This is a genomic window from Paraburkholderia solitsugae (assembly GCF_013177695.1).
GTDB lineage: Bacteria > Pseudomonadota > Gammaproteobacteria > Burkholderiales > Burkholderiaceae > Paraburkholderia > Paraburkholderia solitsugae.
Window position 1 is genome coordinate 132,659 of record NZ_WOEY01000115.1, and the last position, 20,732, is coordinate 153,390.

20 protein-coding genes are annotated in these 20,732 nt (G+C 62.6%); 1 reads left to right on the forward strand and 19 read right to left on the reverse strand.

All coding sequences use genetic code 11. The annotated features are described in order from the left end of the window. Nucleotides 1-12: 12 nt before the first annotated feature. The 11 genes from hflK to ndk all read right to left on the reverse strand — a co-directional run bounded on the left by hflK (nt 13) and on the right by ndk (nt 12,626). Nucleotides 13-1,386 (reverse strand): FtsH protease activity modulator HflK, encoded by a 1,374-nt coding sequence (hflK, locus tag GNZ12_RS29310; RefSeq protein ID WP_172315642.1) that lies wholly within the window; start codon nt 1,384-1,386, stop codon nt 13-15. A gap of 49 nt (nt 1,387-1,435) precedes the next feature. After that, complete coding sequence (gene hflX, locus GNZ12_RS29315; RefSeq protein WP_172315643.1) at nt 1,436-2,623, reverse strand: GTPase HflX; 1,188 nt, start codon at nt 2,621-2,623, stop codon at nt 1,436-1,438. A gap of 57 nt (nt 2,624-2,680) precedes the next feature. Then, nucleotides 2,681-2,917: an RNA chaperone Hfq gene (gene hfq, locus GNZ12_RS29320; protein ID WP_006051315.1), complete on the reverse strand. Its 237-nt coding sequence runs from the start codon at nt 2,915-2,917 to the stop codon at nt 2,681-2,683. Nucleotides 2,918-3,070: 153 nt separating this feature from the next. Beyond that, the gene (der, locus tag GNZ12_RS29325) at nt 3,071-4,408 is read right to left on the reverse strand and encodes a ribosome biogenesis GTPase Der (protein ID WP_172315644.1); all 1,338 of its coding nucleotides are present in this window, start codon (nt 4,406-4,408) and stop codon (nt 3,071-3,073) included. A 425-nt stretch (nt 4,409-4,833) separates the two neighbouring features. Next, nucleotides 4,834-5,979, reverse strand: coding sequence for an outer membrane protein assembly factor BamB (gene bamB, locus GNZ12_RS29330; protein ID WP_172315645.1), 1,146 nt, complete (start codon nt 5,977-5,979; stop codon nt 4,834-4,836). A gap of 75 nt (nt 5,980-6,054) precedes the next feature. Continuing rightward, the gene (locus GNZ12_RS29335; RefSeq protein WP_172315646.1) at nt 6,055-6,684 is read right to left on the reverse strand and encodes a YfgM family protein; all 630 of its coding nucleotides are present in this window, start codon (nt 6,682-6,684) and stop codon (nt 6,055-6,057) included. Between the two features lie 66 nt (nt 6,685-6,750). Continuing rightward, a complete protein-coding gene (hisS, locus tag GNZ12_RS29340) occupies nt 6,751-8,091 on the reverse strand; it encodes a histidine--tRNA ligase (protein ID WP_172315647.1) in 1,341 nt (446 codons plus the stop codon). Between the two features lie 20 nt (nt 8,092-8,111). Next, nucleotides 8,112-9,428, reverse strand: a complete 1,317-nt coding sequence (ispG, locus tag GNZ12_RS29345) for a flavodoxin-dependent (E)-4-hydroxy-3-methylbut-2-enyl-diphosphate synthase (RefSeq protein WP_172315648.1) — start codon at nt 9,426-9,428, stop codon at nt 8,112-8,114. Between the two features lie 86 nt (nt 9,429-9,514). Continuing rightward, nucleotides 9,515-10,645, reverse strand: coding sequence for a helix-turn-helix domain-containing protein (locus GNZ12_RS29350; protein ID WP_172315649.1), 1,131 nt, complete (start codon nt 10,643-10,645; stop codon nt 9,515-9,517). 218 nt (nt 10,646-10,863) lie between these two features. Next, nucleotides 10,864-12,015, reverse strand: coding sequence for a 23S rRNA (adenine(2503)-C(2))-methyltransferase RlmN (gene rlmN / locus GNZ12_RS29355; RefSeq protein ID WP_121112351.1), 1,152 nt, complete (start codon nt 12,013-12,015; stop codon nt 10,864-10,866). A gap of 185 nt (nt 12,016-12,200) precedes the next feature. Then, nucleotides 12,201-12,626, reverse strand: coding sequence for a nucleoside-diphosphate kinase (gene ndk, locus GNZ12_RS29360; RefSeq protein WP_172315650.1), 426 nt, complete (start codon nt 12,624-12,626; stop codon nt 12,201-12,203). Between the two features lie 299 nt (nt 12,627-12,925). Between ndk and GNZ12_RS29365 the strand changes: the two genes are divergently transcribed. After that, complete coding sequence (locus GNZ12_RS29365; RefSeq protein WP_054038214.1) at nt 12,926-13,624, forward strand: Bax inhibitor-1/YccA family protein; 699 nt, start codon at nt 12,926-12,928, stop codon at nt 13,622-13,624. A gap of 152 nt (nt 13,625-13,776) precedes the next feature. Here the strand turns inward: GNZ12_RS29365 and GNZ12_RS29370 are convergent, their stop codons facing one another. The 8 genes from GNZ12_RS29370 to GNZ12_RS29405 all read right to left on the reverse strand — a co-directional run. After that, on the reverse strand, nt 13,777-14,550 hold the full coding sequence (locus tag GNZ12_RS29370) for an MBL fold metallo-hydrolase (RefSeq protein WP_172315651.1): 774 nt from the start codon (nt 14,548-14,550) through the stop codon (nt 13,777-13,779). A gap of 7 nt (nt 14,551-14,557) precedes the next feature. Then, nucleotides 14,558-15,697: an outer membrane protein assembly factor BamC gene (gene bamC, locus GNZ12_RS29375; protein WP_172315652.1), complete on the reverse strand. Its 1,140-nt coding sequence runs from the start codon at nt 15,695-15,697 to the stop codon at nt 14,558-14,560. 129 nt (nt 15,698-15,826) lie between these two features. Next, entirely contained in the window at nt 15,827-16,741 is a 915-nt protein-coding gene (gene dapA / locus GNZ12_RS29380; RefSeq protein ID WP_172315653.1) for a 4-hydroxy-tetrahydrodipicolinate synthase, read from the reverse strand. A gap of 43 nt (nt 16,742-16,784) precedes the next feature. Further along, complete coding sequence (locus GNZ12_RS29385) at nt 16,785-17,396, reverse strand: class I SAM-dependent methyltransferase (RefSeq protein ID WP_172315654.1); 612 nt, start codon at nt 17,394-17,396, stop codon at nt 16,785-16,787. Between the two features lie 16 nt (nt 17,397-17,412). Continuing rightward, the gene (locus tag GNZ12_RS29390) at nt 17,413-18,615 is read right to left on the reverse strand and encodes a tryptophan--tRNA ligase (protein WP_074282950.1); all 1,203 of its coding nucleotides are present in this window, start codon (nt 18,613-18,615) and stop codon (nt 17,413-17,415) included. Between the two features lie 6 nt (nt 18,616-18,621). Further along, nucleotides 18,622-19,284 (reverse strand): site-2 protease family protein, encoded by a 663-nt coding sequence (locus tag GNZ12_RS29395; RefSeq protein ID WP_172315655.1) that lies wholly within the window; start codon nt 19,282-19,284, stop codon nt 18,622-18,624. Between the two features lie 47 nt (nt 19,285-19,331). Continuing rightward, entirely contained in the window at nt 19,332-19,967 is a 636-nt protein-coding gene (locus GNZ12_RS29400; RefSeq protein WP_172315656.1) for an L-threonylcarbamoyladenylate synthase, read from the reverse strand. 131 nt (nt 19,968-20,098) lie between these two features. Then, on the reverse strand, nt 20,099-20,732 hold a 634-nt coding region (locus GNZ12_RS29405), incomplete at its 5' end, for a PHP domain-containing protein (protein WP_172315657.1).

Consider the following 20,732-nt stretch of genomic DNA (forward strand, 5'->3'; position numbering starts at 1 on the left):
GGTGTGCGCTCCTTATTGAACGTCGTCTTCGCGCATACGGCTGCGGAAGGAGTCGCGTGAACGCAGTGCGTCGCTGCTGGCTGCCGCCTGGCTGGCAGGCGTTGAGACCGCGGCGGGTGCGGAAGGAGCGGCAGACGGCGCGGCTGCGCTGCTCGCGGCTTGCGGCACGGCAGCAGCTGACGCAACGGCAGCACCGGAAGCGGTCGCAGCGGCGTCGGCAACACGCTGGCGAGTCTGCTCGACCAGCTTGTCGAGCGGCAAATACAGCACGTTGTTGCCGCTCTTGCTGTCCACAAACACCTTGGTCGTATTCGAATAGATCTGCTGCATGGTTTCCAGGTACATGCGCTCGCGAATCACAGCGGGCGCTTTCGAGTACTGCGCGTAGACCTGCTTGAAGCGCTCAGCGTCGCCTTGCGCCTGGGCCACGGTCTTGTCGCTATACGTTTTCGCTTCGTCGACCTGGCGCGCGACGTCGGCTTGCGCGCGCGGCAGCAACTCGGCGGCATAAGCCTGCGCGTCGCGCTTGGCGCGCTCGTTGTCCTGACGCACTTTGGCGGCGTCGTCGAAAGCGGTTTGCACCTGGTCGGGCACCTGCACGCCCTGAATCGTTACACCGGTCACGGCGAGGCCGGACTGGTCTCCATCCAGGGATTGCTGAATCGACGCCATCAGTTGCTGGCGAATTGCTTCGCGATCCTGATAGAGGATGTCGTTGGTACTGCGCGCACCGACGATGCTGCGCACCGCCGCCTGCGCGGCCTGCATCACGCTCTGATCGGGATCGACGCTGCGGAAGAGATAATCCGTCGGCTTGCTCACCTGGTACTGCACGGCAAAGCGCACGTCGACGATATCGGCGTCGTGCGTGAGCATCGACGCGTCCTTCACGTTGGCGAGACGCACCACGTTGTTACGGCCGATCTCCACCTGGCGGATCTGGCCGACATTGACGAGTTCATGCGCTTCGAACGGATACGGCAGGCGCCAATGCACACCCTGCGCGGCGGTATAGCGATACTTGCCGAACTGCATCACGACGCCGGCCTGGCCATCCTGCACGACGAACACGCCGCTGCCGAGATAGATCGCGATCAGCACGCCGATCACGATGCCCACGCCAATGCGTGCGCCGCGACCGTTGTCCGGACGGCCACCACCCGCACCGCCGCCCTTGCGGCCGAACACCCGGCTCAAACGGCGGTTGAAATCGCGCCACATCTCGTCGAGATCGGGCGGACCTTCACCGTCCTTGGCCGGCGGACGCTTGGGTTCGTTGGGGCGTTGGCGGTCGCCATTGCCGTCGCCCCGGCCCCAGCGCGGATCGTTCAGTGAAAACATGGCGCGCATGCGCAGCCAGATACTCCGCTCGTTGTAATCGTTCACCTGTGTTCGTTCACCAGAGTAGACAGCGGGTCAGTGCAATTGGAGCGGGTCAGTGCCCGAGTTCTGAGACCTTCCGGTCCTCGCGTGGTGCTGCCGACCGGTCTTCTTCCGACAGATCGACCAACGTATCGGAGAGAGGTTCGGCAGTAGCGATTTCAGCGATGGCAGCGCGCAATGTGTCCAGCCCTTGCCCCGTGCGCGCGCTCAAAAAGACGCGCGAAATATTACCATACTCATCCCGCTCGACCGCGTCGCCACGGGCCGCCAACTCCAGCACGGCGTCGATCTTGTTGAACACCAGCACCTGACGGATCGTATCCGCACCGATTGCGTGCAACACCTCATTCACCTGATCGATCTGATCGAGGCGCACGGCGCTCGACGCGTCGACCACGTGCAGCAGCAGGTCGGCGTGGATGGTTTCCTCGAGCGTGGCGCGGAAAGCCGCCACCAGTTGGTGAGGCAATTCGCGGATGAAGCCGACCGTGTCGGATACCACCACCTGGCCGGCTTCGTCGCCGAGATAGACGCGGCGGGACGTGGTATCCAGCGTGGCGAACAACTGGTCGGCGGCGTACGCCTGGGCCTTCGTCAACGCATTGAAAAGTGTGGATTTGCCCGCATTCGTGTAGCCGACCAGCGATACGGACATGGTCTGGTTACGGCTGCGCGCGCGGCGCTGCGTGCCGTGCTGACGGCGCAGCTTTTCGAGGCGGGTTTTGAGCGCCTTGATCCGCTCGCCGATCAAACGGCGGTCGGTTTCGAGCTGCGTTTCACCAGGGCCGCGCAAACCGATACCGCCTTTCTGGCGTTCAAGGTGGGTCCATGCGCGGATTAGCCGCGTCGATAGATACTGCAACTGCGCGAGCTCCACCTGCAGCTTGCCTTCATGGCTGCGGGCGCGTTGCGCAAAAATATCGAGGATCAGGCTGGTGCGATCAATCACGCGGCGGTTAAGCGCCTGCTCCAGATTGCGCTGCTGCGCAGGGGCCAGAGCGTGATTGAAAATGACGAGTTCGATGTCGTTCGCCTCACACGCAAGACGCAATTCTTCGGCCTTGCCGCTGCCGACAAACATCTTGGCATCGGGACTGGACCGGCGCCCCGTGAGGGTGACTAAGGGATTCGCGCCCGCGCTTTGCGCGAGCAGGCTGAGTTCTTCGAGACTGGCTTCGAAATCGAGTTTACCGAAGTCGATGCCGACAAGCGCTGCATTGATCAAATTGGAGGGTATCAAAATGAGGCGGCCGGGAGTAATCGCCAACGGGCGACGCTACGCCGGCCGCGACGGGGGTTAGGACTGTTCGGAATCCGGGTGGAAATTCACCGGACGGGCAGGCACGACAGTCGAAATTGCGTGCTTGTAGACCATCTGGGTGACCGTATTCCTGAGCAACACGACGTACTGGTCGAACGATTCGATGTTCCCTTGAAGCTTGATGCCGTTGACCAAGTAGATCGACACCGGCACGTGCTCTTTACGCAGTGCGTTCAAAAACGGGTCTTGTAACAATTGCCCTTTGTTGCTCATAGCAAACTCCGTATTTTTTTGCAGGTTGACTGAATTGACGACGAAGAAAAAGAGATCCGCCGTCAACCGCTACACTATAGCCGATTTTCATTTTTGCGCGAGAGGCCGGGCCCTGCGGCCAAACCCAACACACACGCGGGTTTCAGCCTGGGTTTAGCCTTTGTCCGCGTAAGGGTTCGTTGATGATCTGAACTCTATGCGCAATGGAGTCCCGATCAGCTTGAAAGTTTCCCGGAAGCGGTTTTCGAGGTAGCGTTTGTACGTTTCAGTGATCGCATCGAGCGCGTTACCGTGAATCACGATGATCGGCGGATTCTGTCCGCCCTGGTGCGCGTAACGCAGTTTCGGGCGCACCGGACCGCGCCGGCGCGGTTGCTGGAATTCCACGGCCTCGATCAGCGCGCGCGTCAACTTCGGCGTCGGCAGCTTGGCCATCGCGGCGGCGTAAGCGTCGTCGACCGAGCGCATCAGCGGGCCAATACCGGTTTTTTCCGCGGCGGAAATGAAGTGGAATTTGGCGAAGTCGAGAAATTTTAGTTTGCGCTCGATGTCCGCCTTGGTGCGCTCGCGCACATGCGAATCGAGCCCGTCCCACTTGTTCACGCCGACGACCAGCGCGCGGCCCTGCTCCACCACGAAACCGGCAATGTGCGCGTCCTGTTCGGAAATATCCTGTTGTGCGTCAAGCAGCAGGATCACGACGTTCGCGTCCGAGATCGATTGCAGCGTCTTCACCACCGAGAACTTCTCGATCGCTTCGAACACCTTGCCGCGGCGGCGCAAACCGGCCGTGTCGATCAGCGTGTAGGGCTTGCCCTGACGCTCGAAGTCGACGTAGATCGAATCGCGCGTGGTGCCCGGCATGTCGAACGCGATCACGCGCTCTTCGCCTACCAGCGCGTTGATCAAGGTCGACTTGCCGACGTTCGGCCGGCCGACGATCGCGATCTTCACGCCGTGCGCCTGTTTTTCCTCGTCGCTCTCTTCCGGCTGTCCGGCGTACGCGACACCCAGCGCGTCATTGATCATTTCGGTGACGCCGTCGCCGTGTGCCGACGAAATCGCGCGCGGGTCGCCGAGACCGAGTTCGTAGAAGTCGGCGGCCACCGTGCTGTACTTCATCCCCTCCGCCTTGTTGACGACGAGGAAGATCGGCCGGCCGGTCTTGCGCAGGTAGTCGGCAATCGTCTTGTCCTGCGGCGCGAGACCGTTGCGGCCGTCGACGATGAACACGACGACGTCCGATTCCTCGACCGCCTGGCGGGTTTGACGCGCCATCTCGTGCAGGATGCCGTCTTTCGCGACCGGCTCGAAGCCGCCGGTATCGACGACCAGATACGGCCGGTCGCCGGCGCGCCCCTCGCCGTAATGGCGATCGCGGGTGAGACCGGGCAGGTCGGCAACCAGCGCATCACGCGTACGCGTGAGACGGTTGAATAGCGTGGATTTCCCCACATTGGGGCGCCCAACCAGGGCAATAACGGGTTTCATCAGATGTTGTTCACGGTGAAACGCGGGATCGAAATCGACCGCCCGCGTAGCGACGCCATGCGGCCGCTACACGGCAGCGTTTGACGAAAATTATCACGAATTCGGCCAGCCCCGGATGTGCTGTCAATATGCGCACCCGGGCGGACGGGGGGTTTGGCTGTATGGGGCGGCGCCAGTGGGCCGCCAGGTTCAGTCTGTCTTGCTCAACGGCTCGCACGCCAGTTCGATACGATTCTCTACGATGCCGTTGAAGGTGGCGCCGCAAGCAGCCACCGTTGGCCACATGGGCCGTTTCTGATCCGACTTGCCGGACCAGCCAGTCCGGCGGAATATTTCTAGTAACTCTACTGCACAGCAAAAACGCGTGCGGCCGGCGAAGCCGGCCTGCACGCTTGACGAAGCCTGACTACCAACGGCCTGCGCGATTAGCGCGGGCGGTAGCCGTACAGGTCGCCGTCGCGCGTCTGCACGACCAACGTGTCGCCGGCCAGCACCGGCGCCGCGGTAATCGGGCTGCCGTCAGTCTTCACACGGGCCACGAGCGTGCCGTCGTCGCGCGACAGGAAGTGCACGTAACCCTGATAGTCGCCCAGCACGGCGGCGTGACCCAGGATGAACGGAACGCTGAGGTCGCGGTTCTTCAGCTTGTCGTTCTTCCACAGCGGCGCGCCGCTGCTGACGTCGAACGCCGACACGACCGACCAGTCGTCGGCTGCCACCACGGCGCGATCATCCTGCGCGAGGCCGCTCGTGCTCGAGAACGCCTTTTCCCACAACGCACGACCCGAGTTTGCATCGAAGCAGCCAATCTGGCCCTGGAACGTCACCGCGCAGGTTTCCGAACCGAGCAGCGTGGGCGGGCCCGTCACGTCGTTGATGCGCTCCACTTCCGTCACGCCCTTCGGATACGACACCGGCGTCTGCCAATAGTTGTCGCCGGTCTGCAGGTTGATCGCGGCGAACGCGCCACCCGGGAAGCCCGCCAGCACGGCCGCGTCACCCGCGAACGTCATGCCCGACGATACGCGCAGATTGAGCGGCACCGCGCGGTTGCGATAGTTCCACTTCTGCTCGCCGGTTTGCGCATTGAACGCGACGATCTGACCGTCGACCGTGCGCACCACCACGAGGCCGTTGCCGACCAGCGGCGGCGAGATGATTTCGCCAGGCGCCTTGGCGGTCCACAATTGCTTGCCGTCCGCGCCGAGCACGTAGACGTCGCCCTTCAGGCCGCCGACCGCCGTGAGTGTGCCGTCGCTGCCGACACCTGCCGAGAGGTCGTCATGCAGCTTGACGCGCCAGATGTCCTGACCAGTTTGCGCGTCGATCTTCGCAACCGAGCCGTTCGCGCCGGCCGCGTACACCGCGTTGCCGACCGCGACCGGCGAGAACAGGTAACGGCCCGCCTTGCCCACGCTGGCCTTCCACGCCTGCTGCACGTCGAGCACGGGTTTGAACTCGGTGAGCGGCGTCGGCACGCGGCGCTCGTCTTTCGCGGATGAGCAAGCCGCCATGGTGAGGACGGTCATCGCACAGGCAACGGGCACAGCGTAACGTTTCAGCAGATTCATCGGTGGACGAAGCATTCAGGAAATTAATTAAAGGAGACCGGTTGGTCGTGTCATGCGGCGCGCTGCATGCGGCGATTAGCCGCCCAGCGCGTCCAGCTTGAACTGAATCAACTGGCGAGCCGAGCTATCGTTTTGCGACAGCGAGTCGAGCGCAAGCTTGTAGGCCGCGCGCGCATCGTCACGCTTGCCTTGTGCCGCGAGCAGGTCACCGCGGCCGTTCGCCACAACGCCCTTGAACGCATCGGACTGCGGTTCGGCGAGCAGTGCCAGACCCTGGTCGTAAGCCTTGTCGTCGAGCAGCAGCGAAGCCAGACGCAGCTTGGCGATCTGCTTGAACTCGTCGTCTTTGGCGTGATCGATGGTCCATTGCAACTGGGCCTTCGCGGCGACTTCGTCACCCGCGGCGTACAGCGTCTTGGCGGCGCCCAGCGCGGTCATCTGCGCATACGCGGTGCTACTGAACTTGTCTTCCATGTCGCTGGCGACGCGCGTGATCTTCGCCTTGTCGCCCGATGCCACAGCTTGCTGCACCTGGTCATACAGCACCGCGGCTTCCGCGGCCTGGCGCCGTTGCCAGAAATTCCAGCCGTTCCAGCCCGCTGCGGCGACCAACGCCACCAGCACGATCCACGTGGTTGCATTACCCCACTGCGTCCACCATGCTTTCAGACTTTCAATCGATTCTTGTTCGTCGTGGTAACTCATCGCCCGGCGATTTCCTCTTTCTTGATACGTGTGCGTGTCGAGCCAAGGGGCTCGACGACATCGCGATCAGTCGTCGCCGTCTTCGGCGGTTGCAACCATCGCATTGATTAGAAATTCGGTCAAGTCTTCGGCGGGCACGTTATGTTGCTCGCTCTTACCGCCGTTAGCGCCTGTATCGCGCAGTGGCTTGACGCCGACCGTACCGTTGGCGATCTCGTCTTCGCCGAGAATCACCGCGAATGCCGCGCCGCTGGCGTCAGCACGCTTCATCTGCGACTTGAAGCTCGCCGTCTGACCGTCCGCGCTGCAATGCAGGATCACGTCGAGCCCCGTATCGCGCAAGCGCTCGGCGATGATAAAGGCCTGTTCGCGTGCCGCGTCGCCCTGATGGACCACGTACACGTCGCAACCTTCGTCTTCCGGTACGAGTTGCTCTTCTTTCAGCAACTCGAGGATACGTTCGACACCCATTGCCCAACCGCACGCGCCCGTCGGCTTACCGCCAAGCTGTTCGATCAGCGGATCGTAACGGCCGCCGGCCGCGACTGTGCCTTGCGCGCCAAGCTTGTCGGTCACCCATTCGAACACGGTCAGATTGTAATAATCGAGACCGCGCACGAGACGCGGATTGATCGTGAACGGGATGTTGTTCGCCTTCAGAATGCGCTGCAGGCCTTCGAAGTGCGCGCGCGATTCTTCGCCGAGAAAATCGATCAGCTTCGGCGCGTTCTGCGCGACTTCCTGCATCGCCGGATTCTTCGTGTCGAGCACGCGCAGCGGATTCGTGTACAGACGGCGCTTCGCCTCTTCGTCGAGCACGTCCATGTGCTTTTCGAGGTACGCGATCAACTCGACGCGATGGGCCGCGCGCTCTTCCGCGAGACCCAGCGAATTGAGTTCGAGCTTGATGCCGATAAGCCCAAGGTCGTCCCACAAACGCTGGCACATCATGATGATTTCAGCGTCGGCATCCGGGCCGGCGAAGCCCAAGGCTTCCACGCCGACCTGATGGAACTGCCGGTAGCGGCCGCGCTGCGGACGCTCGTGACGGAACATCGGGCCGATGTACCACAGGCGCTTCGGACCATCGTACAGCATGTTGTGCTCAATCACGGAGCGCACGACAGCCGCCGTGTTTTCCGGGCGCATCGTCAGATTTTCGCCGTTCAACGCGTCGGTGAAGCTGTACATCTCTTTCTCGACGATGTCGGTCACCTCACCGATACCGCGCTTGAACAACTGCGTATGCTCGATGATCGGCGTACGAATATTCTGGTATCCGTACGAACGCAGCATCGACTTGACGGTCGCCTCGAAAAATTCCCACAGCCCGGCTTCCTGCGGAAGGATGTCGTTCATGCCCTTCACGCCGGACAACTTTTCGAGCTTTTTCTTCTGTTCAGTCATCTGTCTTCGATTGACGGTTTTTAGTTGAGTGCTTCGGCGCGGCCATAGCGGCGCTCGACGTAGTCACTCACGATTTGCTGGAATTCTTGCGCGATGTTGTCACCGCGCAGCGTCTTGACCTTCTCGCCGTCGACAAACACCGGCGCAGCCGGATTTTCGCCCGAGCCCGGCAAGCTGATGCCGATATTCGCCTGCTTCGATTCGCCCGGACCGTTGACGATGCAGCCCATGACCGCGACGTGCATCTTCTCGACGCCAGGATACTGATCGCGCCACACCGGCATCTGCGTACGCAGATAGGTCTGGATTTGCGACGCCAGTTCCTGGAACAGTGTGCTGGTCGTGCGGCCGCAACCCGGGCACGCGATCACCATCGGCGTGAACGAACGCAGGCCCATGGTCTGCAAAATTTCCTGGCCGACGATCACTTCGCCCGTTCGCGGGCCGCCCGGTTCCGGCGTCAGCGAGATACGGATCGTGTCGCCAATGCCTTGCTGCAGCAACACCGACAACGCAGCGGTCGACGCCACGATGCCCTTCGAACCCATGCCCGCTTCGGTCAAACCGAGATGCAGCGCGAATTCGCAACGGCGCGCGAGTTCACGATACACCGCGATCAGATCCTGCACGCCACTGACCTTGCACGACAGAATGATCTTGTTGCGCGGAAGGCCGATTTCGACTGCACGTTCCGCCGAGCCGATCGCCGACTGGATCAGCGCTTCGTACATCACGCTCTGCGCTTCCCACGGGGTGGAACGCGCGGCGTTTTCGTCCATCATCTTCGCGAGCAGGTCCTGGTCGAGGCTGCCCCAGTTGACGCCGATCCGCACCGGCTTGTCGTACTTCACGGCCGCTTCGATCATCTGCGCGAACTGCGTGTCGCGCTTCGCGCCGTGGCCGACATTGCCCGGATTGATCCGGTACTTCGACAGCGACTCCGCGCACGCGGGGTAATCGCGCAGCAGCAAATGGCCGTTGTAATGAAAATCGCCGACCAGCGGCACCGACACGCCCATGCGGTCGAGCTGCTCGCGAACGGCCGGCACGGCCGCCGCCGCTTCCGGCGTGTTGACCGTGATACGCACCAGTTCCGAACCGGCTTGCGCCAGTTCCTTGATCTGGATCGCCGTGCCGATCGCGTCCGCGGTGTCCGTGTTGGTCATCGACTGGACGCGCACGGGCGCGTCGCCACCGATGGTGACGAGCTGGCCGCCCCAACGGACATCGACCGCGTGCGACTTGCGCCGCGCGGCGTGCCCGCCGAACACCGGCTCGTTTGAAACGATCTTGCTACTGGATTGGGATTGAGCTTCGGATTGCATCGAAAAACCCATTTACGCCGCAAGCGCCACACAAAAGACGTGGCGCCTGAATTGAAAAAGCGTCGCGACCCGGTTGGCCTCGACGCATACCGTATCTATCAAGGCAGCGCGAAGCGTGCCACGTTACCCTTGGCTGCCGAATATTTCGACGGATCGACTGGCTGGCCATCGAGCGTAAGCGACTCGAGACCTGCCCTGTTGCCGATTGTGACCTTGAAAGGGGCCGCGCCCGTCACTTCCTTCGTATCGCCTGCGTGCACGAGGCCGGAGAACACTTCCTTGCCGTCCTTGCCACGCACGCTGAACCAGCTGTCCTGTGTCACGCGCAACGCGATGATCGCCTCACCTGCGGCCGGCGCCGCCGTTGCTGCGGTTGCCGTATCCGATGCGCCAATCGCGGCGACCACCGGCGCGCTCGCGCCTTGCGCCGCAGCCTGGGCCTGCGAACTGGCCTTCGGCGCGACCGCTGCCGCTGTGGCCGCCGGCGCGGAAGACGGCTCCGTTCCGGTCGCCAGCGGCGCGGGCATCGGCGTAGCCGACGCTGCGTTATCCGCGGCGGCCTGCGTTTCCGGCGCGGAAGCAGCTTCTTCCACGGTTGCCTCGGAACCTGCCGCTTGACCTTGCGCCACCGCGCCCGATGCGCCGGTCGCGCCACCCGTGGCGCCGTTCGCGCTCGCCTTCAACCGTGCGAGCCACGCCGACGAATCACCGCCATTGGTATGCCACATGCCGAGCGCGATCACCGCGACGATCACCGCCGCAATGCCCCATAGCCACGAGCGGCTCTTTTGCCCACTGCCGCCGAGCGACAGCGATACACGGCCGCGCGGCAAATCCCGGCCGGACGAAGCCGGCATCGACAGATCCGGCGCCGGTACGCCCTTCTCGCGGCGCAAAGCCTGCGTGAACGGCGTGGGATCGGCGCCGAGCATCTTCGCGTAGCTGCGCACCACGCCGAGCGCAAAGGTCGTGTCCGGCAAATGGCTGATGTCACCCGATTCGAGCGCACGCAACTTGGTGACGGATACCTTCAGGCGTGCCGACACGTCTTCGATGGTCCAGCCTTTCGATTCACGCAATTGGGTCAAGCGCGCGCCAACCGCTACCAGGGAATCCAAACCCGTCAGGCCCGGCTGCACAACAGGCTGCACCACCGCCCGTGCGGCCGGCGCCGGGTGGCCTTCGTTTGTGTCTGTGTCATGCGGCTGCGGGTGCTGCGGCTCACTCATCCCAAATCCTTTCGCGTCGATTCTTTTTCACTTGTGCAACCCGGACGGGCCAAAGCCTCACGCCCGAATCGCAGACCGTTTATAACAAAATGCGCGGCCTTGTGTGCCGCTTCCGATCGCTTCTGCAAACTTTCTTTTCAATCGCTGCTGGTTCGGAAAGATTTCGCGCGTTCGCGGCACTGTTCACCGAACGCCCTCGCCTTTGCCGCCTGGCACGATTACACGGCGCGAACCTCGATAACCTTCGCCGCCTTCCCGGTGCGCTCAGCAAGGCGCGTGCGGTCTTTCACCGCACCGGCCAACTGACCGCAGGCAGCGTCGATATCATCGCCGCGTGTTTTACGCACCGTGGTGACGACGCCCGCGTCCATCAACACTTGTGCAAACCGCTTGATCTGTTCCGGCTTCGAGCGGATGAGGCCCGACTCGGGGAACGGATTGAACGGAATCAGGTTGAACTTGCACGGTACGTCGCGCGTCACGGCCAGCAGTTCGCGCGCTTGCGCTTCGCTGTCGTTCACGCCGTCGAGCATGCAATATTCAAATGTGATGAAATCCCGCGGCGCAACTTTCAGATAGCGCTGACAAGCAGCCATCAATTCGCGCAGCGGATATTTCTTGTTCAGCGGCACCAGCATGTCGCGCAGCGGGTCGCTCGGCGCATGCAACGATACCGCGAGCGCCACCGGCAGATCGGCGCCGAGCCGGTCCATCATCGGCACCACACCCGAGGTGGACAGCGTGACGCGCCGGCGCGACAGGCCGTACGCGTTGTCGTCCAGCATCAGGCGCATGGCGGGCACCACCGCGTCGTAATTGAGCAGCGGCTCGCCCATGCCCATCATCACCACATTCGTAACGACGCGTTCGCCTTTTCCGTCACCACCCGTGGCGCGCCCGCCGTCCGTGCCGCGTGTCGCGCGCAGCGCGAACTCGGCCATGCGCAACTGGCCGATAATTTCGCCGGTGGTGAGATTGCGGGAGAAACCCTGTTTGCCGGTCGAACAGAAACGGCAGTTGACCGCGCACCCTGCCTGCGACGACACGCACAGCGTGCCACGCGTTTCTTCGGGGATGTATACGGTCTCAACCGCGTTGCTGTTGCCGACGTCGATCAGCCACTTGCGTGTGCCGTCGGTCGAAATATTGTCGCTGACGATGCCAGGCATCGTGATCGTTGCGCGCCCTTTGAGCTTTTCGCGCAAGGACTTCGCCAGATCGGTCATGCCGTCGAAGTCGGCAGCGTTGTACTGGTGGATCCAGCGCTGCAATTGCTTGGCGCGAAACGGCTTCTCGCCCAGGCTGTCGCAGTAGGCGACAAGCCCTTGGGCGTCGAGGTCGAGAAGGTTGACGGTGGAACTGCTCGTCATATCGAATCCTGCCATTTCAGTGCGAGACTACGTTCATGCAACAAGCTGCATGAACGCAATGCCGTTCGCGCCCATTCCTGCTGCTTTACCTTACTACTTTGCCGGGCTGTTCGTGCGGATTCGTGCGACAAATCCAACGGCAGCGCACGAATCGCTCGGCGACGAACCAAACCCGCCAAATCCGCTTAACGCGAGTAAACGTTCACTTCCGGGAAGAAGAACGCGATTTCAACTGCAGCCGTTTCGGCGGCGTCCGAACCGTGCACCGCGTTAGCGTCGATGCTGTCAGCGAAGTCGGCGCGGATCGTACCCTTTTCAGCCTTCTTCGGGTCCGTTGCACCCATCAGATCGCGGTGCTTCAGGATCGCGTTTTCGCCTTCCAGCGCTTGCACGACCACCGGGCCCGAGATCATGAAATCAACCAGGTCCTTGAAGAACGGGCGTGCAGCGTGCACAGCGTAGAACTTCTCTGCGTCAGCGCGCGACAGATGGACCATGCGCGAAGCCACGATCTTCAGGCCAGCGTTTTCGAAACGGCTGTAGATCTGACCGATCACGTTCTTGGCCACTGCGTCCGGCTTGATAATCGACAGGGTGCGTTCGATCGCCATAAAAACTCCAAAAAATTAAGAGGTTACAGATTCAAATGAATCCGCTATTGTAGCATGTTCCCGTGTATGATTGCGATTGAACCCTTACAGCATTGAAAGACTCCAAGCAGGAGTTTCTGAATGCTGGTAGCGTAGGCCGTGCGGACATTTTCCGGGTATTGAAACTCCCGGCCACCGCGCCAATCTTAGGGATGAACACCCTGCGACTGGCTGCATGAATTCCGGCCAGCGCCGTACAACCTGGTGCACAACCCGCTACACAACCATTACGCAACACGCTTCTGAGGTAAGGAGAGACCATGAACGATCATCCGTATAGCTTTGGCCGCAATGGCGCAGTCAGCACGGTCGAAACGCGCAACCGCGTACTACGGAACACCTACTGGCTGCTCGCGCTGTCCATGATTCCGACAGTGCTCGGTGCCTGGGTAGGCGTAGCCACCGGTTTCTCGCTGTTCGCCGCCACCAGCCCGGGTATGAGCATGCTGGCGTTCTTCGCGATCGCCTTCGGCTTCATGTTCGCCATCCAGAAAACCAAAGACAGCGCCATCGGCGTATTCGTGCTGCTCGGCTTCACGTTCTTCATGGGCCTGATGCTGTCGCGCATCCTGAGCTTCGTACTCGGTTTTTCGAACGGCCCGTCACTGATCATGCTCGCCTTCGGTGGCACTGGTGTGATCTTCGCCTCCATGGCAACGATTGCCACGGTCAGCAAGCGTGACTTCTCGGGTCTCGGCAAGTGGCTGTTCATGGGCGTGATCGTGCTGCTGCTGGCTTCGGTCGCGAACGTGTTCCTGCACCTGCCGGCGTTGATGCTGACCGTGTCGGTGCTGGCCATCGTGATTTTCTCGGCCTACATGCTGTTCGACGTCCAGCGCGTCGTGAACGGTGGCGAGACGAATTACATCACCGCCACCCTCGCGATCTATCTGGACCTGTACAACGTGTTCGTCAACCTGCTCGCGCTGCTCGGCATCTTCGGCGGCAACCGCAACTAAGTCTGACATAAGGCGCGGCGCCCGATACGCCGGCCTTGAAGAAAAAGCCCATGGCGAGCAATCGTCATGGGCTTTTTTCATTGCACTGTCGCTGCGCCCGGCCGGCCGCCAATCACGGCTGCATGCGGCGACGCCAGATGATTAGAGACGGATCACAAGCTCAGCCAGGCGAAGCCTTCATCCTGAGACGCGACCACCACATCGGTCGGCGCAGCACCCAACACACCTGCCATGGCAGCCCGCGCCAGTTCCGGCGAGTTGTTCTGCTGGCTCAGATGCGCGGCCACCAGATGGCGCAAGCGCGAACGGTCGAGCGAGGCCAGGATTTCAGCCGCCGCTTCGTTGTTCAGATGCCCGTGATTGCCGCCGATGCGCGCCTTCAGCGACTGGGGATACCGGCTGCCCGCCAGCATCCGCACATCGTGATTGCATTCGAGCACCAACGCGTCGCAGCCGCTCAGCACCGCGCTAATGTGCGGCGTAGAGGTGCCGACGTCGGTCAGCACGCCAAGCCGGCTCGCACCATTGGAGAGCACGTATTGCAGCGGCTCGCGGGCGTCGTGAGGGACGGTGTAAGGGAGGATGCTGAGGTCGCCGATCGCCACCGCTTCGTCGCCCCACAGCACTTGCAGGTCGACGTCGGCTTCGTCGGCGCCCACCGCGCGGGCGGTGCCCCAGCTCATGTACAACGGAATCGACCACTTGCGCGCCAGCGTCAGCGCGCTGCCAATGTGGTCGCTGTGTTCATGCGTAATCAGAATGGCGTCGAGGCCTTCAACGCCAGCGCCGAGCCGCGTTAGACGCCGCTCGACTTCCTTGGCCGAAAAGCCGCAATCAAGCAGAACACGCGTGGTGGTCGCGCCGCTTTGCGCTTCCACCAGCAAGGCATTGCCTTCACTGCCGCTACCGAGACTGGCGAAGCGCACAGCCCGCTTAGTTCAGTTGTGCGTGCAGCAACGTCACGATGCGCTGCGCATCGGACGAGTTGTCCACCTGCCCGTTCGAATCCACCACCGCCACCTGCGTCACGGTGTCGCCCTTCGAGCGCACATTGACGAGGAATTCCTGACCTGGCTTCTTCGACGCATTGCTGCTGTAGAACAGTTTGCCGAACAGCCCTTCCTTCTTCAGTTCCTGCATCGAGTCTGCGTAACGCACGTAGTAGATGCCTTTCGCGCGGTCACGGTTGTCGACGGTAAAGTTGGTACGGTCGAGCGCGAGACCCACGCGCAGCCATGCGCGGTCGAACGATTCCGGCAGGTCGAGCGTCGAGGCGCCTGCGCTCTGGTCGATCGTGGCCGGCGCGGTGGCCGGGCGGGCGTCGGTCAGGAGTTGCTTCGACTGTGCTTCGGTCAGGCCGAACTTCTGCATCAGCTTGCTCAGGAAAAGGGCTTCCAGCGCCGGATCGCGCGGACGCTCTTCCCAACGCGACGAGGTCTTGTCCTGGCCGGTCAGCATTTCTTCCATCGCGCTATGCGTGATGGAGATGTCCGTGGTGTCAGCCGGAGCGCGCGACACGAGCGTGCGGAAGCTGTCACGGGTGCCCGACGAGTAGGCGAAGTCAATCACCTTGCCGACCGTGCGGCGGAACCAGTCGTCCGGAATATTGGCGCGGTTTTCAGCCCAGTCGGTGGTCATGATGCCGGTGGCCGGTGCGTCGGTTTTCAGTGCGAAGCCGTTTTCCTGCCAGAATTCCTGCAACTGCGGCCACAGTTGTTCCGGCGTGCGGCCGTCGACAACCAGCCAGCGACGATCGCCGTCACGCTCGATGTGCATGCCCAGCGGATCTTGCGCATTCGGCTGGCCTTCCGTGGCATTGCCCGCGGCGGTGACCGCGCGTTGCGGCGAGCCGCCCAGCGCCAGATTGGCCGGCGGCGCCACGTAGCGCTGATCGGTCGGCGTGGTGGTCAGATCGCCCGGAACGGCGAGCGGCGGCGCGCTGCCCGCGCCCTTGTAGTTGACGCGGTCGGAGGCGAACCAGTCGTTCAGCGTGTCACAGCCGGCGAGCGTTACCAGGGCAAGCGCCAGCGCCGCCATGCGGGTTGCGTGGAGGGAAAGTGCGGAACGTTTCATGAGGTCCTTCGTGATGCTGGAACGCGGTGCCTTGTTCTGTGTGCCGGGAACGTGGGCTGGATCGACGTCGGTTAAGGGAGTGCCGGTGGCAGGCTTTCAATAACGCTGGGAGGCTGGGTCGAGCCCGGCTTAGCCCAGCAGACCCGCTTCGCGCAGCGCGTCGCGCACCACTTCGTGGTATTGCGCGTCGAGCGGCGTAAGCGGCAGGCGGATTCCGCCCTGCACACGACCCAGTTGCTGCAACGCCCATTTCGCGGGAATCGGATTCGACTCGATGAACAGGTTCTTATGCAACGACAGGAGTTTCAAATGAATCTCGCGGGCGGTCTTTGCGTCCGCGGCCAGCGCGGCTTTGCACAGATCGCTCATCGCGCGCGGCGCGACGTTTGCGGTGACGGAAATATTGCCGTGGCCGCCAAGCAGCATCAGTGCGATCGCGGTGGGATCGTCACCGCTGTAAATGCCGAAATGCGCGGGCGCCGACTTGATCAGGTGCGCGGCGCGATCGATGTTGCCCGTCGCTTCCTTCACACCAATGATGCCCGGCACCTGCGCGCAACGCAGAATCGTGTCGTTGCTCATGTCCGCGACCGTACGGCCCGGCACGTTGTACAGGATCACGGGCAGATCGACGGTTTCGGCGATCTTCGCGAAGTGGCGATAGATGCCTTCCTGGGTCGGCTTGTTGTAGTACGGCACGACCTGCAGCGTGGCGTCCGCGCCGACTTCCTTAGCCTGCTGCGTGAGCTCGATGGCTTCAGTGGTGGAATTGCCGCCCGAGCCCGCGATCACCGGAATCCGGCCCGCCGTGTGCTCGACTGCGGTTTTGACCATCAGCACGTGTTCTTCGACCGACAGCGTGGCCGACTCACCGCTCGTGCCGACCACGACCAGGGCGTCCGTGCCCTCTGCGATGTGCCAGTCGATCAGTTTGCGAAACGCCGGCAGATCGAGGCTGCCGTCTTCGAGCATCGGAGTAATGATGGCAGGGATGCTGCCGCGAATCTGAACGCCGCCAGTGCTGCTTTGATTGCCGTTAGTCATGAAACGCCATGAATTTGATCAGGTAAACCGCGATTGTAGCGGATTACCCAGCCAGCTCGTAACAAGGCGGGGGTGCCGCCTCTGCACGCTCGGCTGAGCGATCCGCCTCCATAATTGCGCATATCCGCTGGACGTAAGCCGGGCGCGGCTGCGCGAGAAATCCGTCTTGAAATGCGACCACACGCAGGTGGCCGCGCACCACGTCGAGGAGTTCGCCGGGCGCGAGCAAAAACGCCGGATTAGACGGTTTGCCGACGCTTTCGTTGCCTTGCGCGAAGGTCTCGTAAACCAGTACGCCGCCGGGTGCGAGCGAGCGTAACAGTTGCGGAAACAGCGGCCGGTGCAGATAGTTCGTGACCACGATCGCGGCGAATTTCGCGTCAGCGGGCAACGGCCATGCGGCGCCTTCGATATCAGCCAAGAGCGTGGTGACGAGCGGTTCGTCACGCATGGCGTCCAGCGCCGCCGCATTGCGGTCGAGCGCGGTCACCGGATGGCCCAGCGACGCAAAGAACCGCGCATGCCGCCCTGCCCCCGATGCCACGTCGAGCACCGCGCCGCCCGCCGCGACCAGATGCGCCCAGTGGCGCACCCAGCGCGACGGTTCGCCGTTTCCGTGCGAGGAACCGTCCGGCAAGGTAACGGGCGTACTCATCGCTTCAGCACGGCAATCAGTTGTACGACAGGCCCATCGCCTCGCGCACGTCACGCATCGTTTCCGTGGCGTACTTACGGGCCTTGTCGCACCCGTCGGCGACGATCGCGCGCAACAGCGACGGATCGTCCATGTACTTCTGCGCGCGCTCGAGCATCGGCTGCTGTTCGCGCAGAATCCCTTCGATCACCGGCTGCTTGCACTCAAGGCAACCGATACCCGCCGTCCGGCAGCCCTTCTGCACCCACTCGTGCGTGGCTTCGTCCGTGTAGACCTGGTGCAACTGCCACACCGGGCACTTGTCCGGATCGCCCGGATCGGTGCGGCGCACGCGGGCCGGATCGGTCGGCATGGTGCGGACTTTCTTCGTGATCGTTTCCGCGTCTTCGCGCAGGCCGATCGTGTTGCCGTACGACTTCGACATCTTCTGGCCGTCCAGACCCGGCATGCGCGACGCTTCGGTCAGCATGGCCTGCGGCTCGACCAGAATGATCTTGCGCGAACCTTCGAGGTAGCCGAACAGACGCTCGCGATCGCTCATCGACAGGCTCTGCGATTCCTGCAACATCGCGCGTGCCTGTTCGAGTGCTTCGTCGTCGCCTTCCTGCTGATAGGCATTGCGCAGTTCGTGATAAAGCTTGGCGCGCTTGCCGCCCAGCTTCTTCGCGGCTTCATTGGCCTTCTCTTCGAAGCCCGGTTCGCGGCCGTACAGATAGTTGAAACGGCGCGCGATTTCGCGCGTCATTTCGACGTGCGGCACCTGATCTTCGCCGACCGGCACGAGCGAGCCGCGGTACAGCAGAATGTCCGCCGCCATTAGCACGGGATAGCCGAGGAAACCGTAGGTGGACAGGTCCTTGTCCTTCAGCTTCTCCTGCTGCTCCTTGTAGGTCGGCACGCGTTCGAGCCAGCCGAGCGGCGTGCTCATGCCGAGCAGCAACGCCAGCTCCGCATGCTCGGGCACCTTGCTCTGGATGAACAGCGTAGCCTGCGCCGGATCGATGCCTGAGGCGAGCCAGTCGATCAGCACGTCCCACACATTCTTTTCGATCACTTCGGGCGTTTCGTAGTGCGTCGTCAGCGCGTGCCAGTCGACCACGCAGAAGAAACATGGGTATTCGGACTGCAACCGCACCCAGTTTTTCAGCACGCCGTGATAGTGGCCGAGGTGCAGCGACCCGGTGGGCCGCATGCCGGAGAAGATACGGTCTGGGAACATGGTTATTTAGAAAAGCGAAACAAGTGGAGTCAGAATTGCGGTAATCGCACCGTAGCCGAGCGTCACGAGCGGGCTCAGCCAATAGCGCGTGAGCGTGCCCGTCATGACCAGCGCCATCACGATGAAAAAGCCGTACGGTTCGAGCCGCGACAGCGCGATCGATTGCCGCGGCGGCAACAGCGCCATCAGCACGCGGCCGCCGTCGAGCGGGGGCAGCGGAAACAGGTTGAGCACGCCGAGCACGAGGTTCACACCGACGCCGGCTGCCGCCATGCGCGTGAAGAACGGTTCGTCGACCCCCGACAGGCCAAGTCCGACGCTGATCAGGCCCCACACGAGTGCCTGCACGAAATTGCAGCCCGGCCCGGCGGCCGCGACCCACAGGCTACCCCAACGCGGGTTGCGCAAATTGCCGAAGGCGACCGGCACCGGCTTCGCGTAACCGAACATAAACGCGCCGCTGGTGGCGAAGTACAGCAGCAAGGGAATTGCGATCGTGCCGAGCGGATCGATGTGCCGCATCGGATTGAGAGAGACGCGGCCGAGCACGTACGCGGTATTGTCGCCGAGCCAGCGCGCGACGTAGCCATGCGCGGCTTCATGCAGCGTGATGGCGAAAATCACCGGCAATGCGTAAACCGCGATGGTCTGTATCAGGGAAGAATCCATAACTTGCTATTGTAACAACGCGATGGCGTGCGTCTGTCCGCTTTCGCTCATGCCGTCTCTTCGAGACCGAAGGGCGCGAGAGAACCACGCCCTGCCCGCACCAGCACCGGGTCAGCACCGGTCAAATCGATCACCGTCGACGGCTCGCACACGCACGGGCCGCCATCGATCACCAGGTCCAACTGTTTCTCGAGCTGCTCGCGGATCTCTTCCGGGTCGTTCAGCGGCTGGGTTTCGCCCGGCATGATCAGCGTGGAGCCGAGCAGCGGCTGGCCGAGTTCTTCAAGAATCGCCAGCGTGATCGCATGCTCCGGCACCCGCAGACCGATGGTCTTGCGCGACGGGTGCGACAGGCGGCGCGGCACTTCCTTGGTGGCCTGCAACACGAACACGTAAGGGCCCGGCGTGACTGACTTGATCAGGCGGTACTGCCGGTTGTCGACCATCGCGAAGTTCGACAACTCCGACAGATCGCGCACCAGCAGCGACAGCAGGGCCTTCTCGTCGAGCCCGCGAATGCGCCGCAAGCGCTCGACCGCGTCCTTGTCGTCGAGATGACAGGCGAGCGCATAGCTCGAATCCGTTGGCAACGCGACGACGCCGCCGTCTTTGATGATTTGCACCGCCTGTTTGACGAGGCGCGGCTGCGGGTTATCCGGATGAAGCCGAAAGTATTGGGACATTTTGACTAACGGTGGCTACGGGTGGCTACGGACGAAAATTCGGACGGAAAGTCGGACGGAAGATCGGGCAAAAGCACGCCCTTCGGCCAAGGGCTTTCGCGCATCGCGTGCCGACGTGGCACGGCACGCGATCACAACCAGCGTTCCCAGACGGGCTTGAGATCGGAAGGCAGTGGTGGCAGCGTACCGAGATCGACGCGGCCTTCGCCGGGTGCATGGAAGTCGGAACCGCGCGACGCTTCGAAGCCGAAGCGGCGCGCGACGTCAGCGTATTCGCGGTACTGATCCGGCGTGTGGCTGCCCGTCACCACTTCGATCGCCTTGCCGCCGAGATCGATGAATTCCGCGAAAAACGCATCGAATTCGACCGGCGAGTACGCGTAACGGCCCGGGTGCGCGATGATCGCCTCGCCGCCGGCCGCCTGAATCCAGCCAACCGCGTCCGCCAGTTTCGCCCAACGATGCGACACGTAGCCGGGCTTGCCGTCGCCGAGGAAGCGGTTGAACACGTCTTGCGTCGAGCTGGCGTAGCCGCTTTCGACCATGAAACGCGCGAAGTGCGTGCGCGAAATCATGTCAGGGTTCGAGACGTATTTGAGCGCGCCTTGATAGGCGCCGGGGATGCCGAGCGTGGCCAACTGCTCGCCGATTGCTTCAGCACGTGCGGCGCGGCCGTTGCGGGTGCGCGCCAAGCCGTCGATCAGAGTCGAACTGGTCGGATCGACGCCGAGACCGACGATGTGCACCGTGCGCGAAGCCCATGTC

Excerpts from the sequence above, each read along its gene's own strand:
- GNZ12_RS29365 (WP_054038214.1), top strand. The coding sequence starts at position 12,926 with ATGAACGATCATCCGTATAGCTTTGGCCGCAATGGCGCAGTCAGCACG.
- rlmN (WP_121112351.1), bottom strand. The coding sequence starts at position 12,015 with ATGACGAGCAGTTCCACCGTCAACCTTCTCGACCTCGACGCCCAAGGG.
- bamC (WP_172315652.1), bottom strand. The coding sequence starts at position 15,697 with ATGAAACGTTCCGCACTTTCCCTCCACGCAACCCGCATGGCGGCGCTG.
- GNZ12_RS29390 (WP_074282950.1), bottom strand. The coding sequence starts at position 18,615 with ATGTTCCCAGACCGTATCTTCTCCGGCATGCGGCCCACCGGGTCGCTG.
- hisS (WP_172315647.1), bottom strand. The coding sequence starts at position 8,091 with ATGACTGAACAGAAGAAAAAGCTCGAAAAGTTGTCCGGCGTGAAGGGC.
- ispG (WP_172315648.1), bottom strand. The coding sequence starts at position 9,428 with ATGGGTTTTTCGATGCAATCCGAAGCTCAATCCCAATCCAGTAGCAAG.
- GNZ12_RS29385 (WP_172315654.1), bottom strand. The coding sequence starts at position 17,396 with ATGAGTACGCCCGTTACCTTGCCGGACGGTTCCTCGCACGGAAACGGC.
- hfq (WP_006051315.1), bottom strand. The coding sequence starts at position 2,917 with ATGAGCAACAAAGGGCAATTGTTACAAGACCCGTTTTTGAACGCACTG.
- der (WP_172315644.1), bottom strand. The coding sequence starts at position 4,408 with ATGAAACCCGTTATTGCCCTGGTTGGGCGCCCCAATGTGGGGAAATCC.
- GNZ12_RS29335 (WP_172315646.1), bottom strand. The coding sequence starts at position 6,684 with ATGAGTTACCACGACGAACAAGAATCGATTGAAAGTCTGAAAGCATGG.
- GNZ12_RS29350 (WP_172315649.1), bottom strand. The coding sequence starts at position 10,645 with ATGAGTGAGCCGCAGCACCCGCAGCCGCATGACACAGACACAAACGAA.
- ndk (WP_172315650.1), bottom strand. The coding sequence starts at position 12,626 with ATGGCGATCGAACGCACCCTGTCGATTATCAAGCCGGACGCAGTGGCC.
- bamB (WP_172315645.1), bottom strand. The coding sequence starts at position 5,979 with ATGAATCTGCTGAAACGTTACGCTGTGCCCGTTGCCTGTGCGATGACC.
- GNZ12_RS29400 (WP_172315656.1), bottom strand. The coding sequence starts at position 19,967 with ATGTCCCAATACTTTCGGCTTCATCCGGATAACCCGCAGCCGCGCCTC.
- dapA (WP_172315653.1), bottom strand. The coding sequence starts at position 16,741 with ATGACTAACGGCAATCAAAGCAGCACTGGCGGCGTTCAGATTCGCGGC.
- GNZ12_RS29395 (WP_172315655.1), bottom strand. The coding sequence starts at position 19,284 with ATGGATTCTTCCCTGATACAGACCATCGCGGTTTACGCATTGCCGGTG.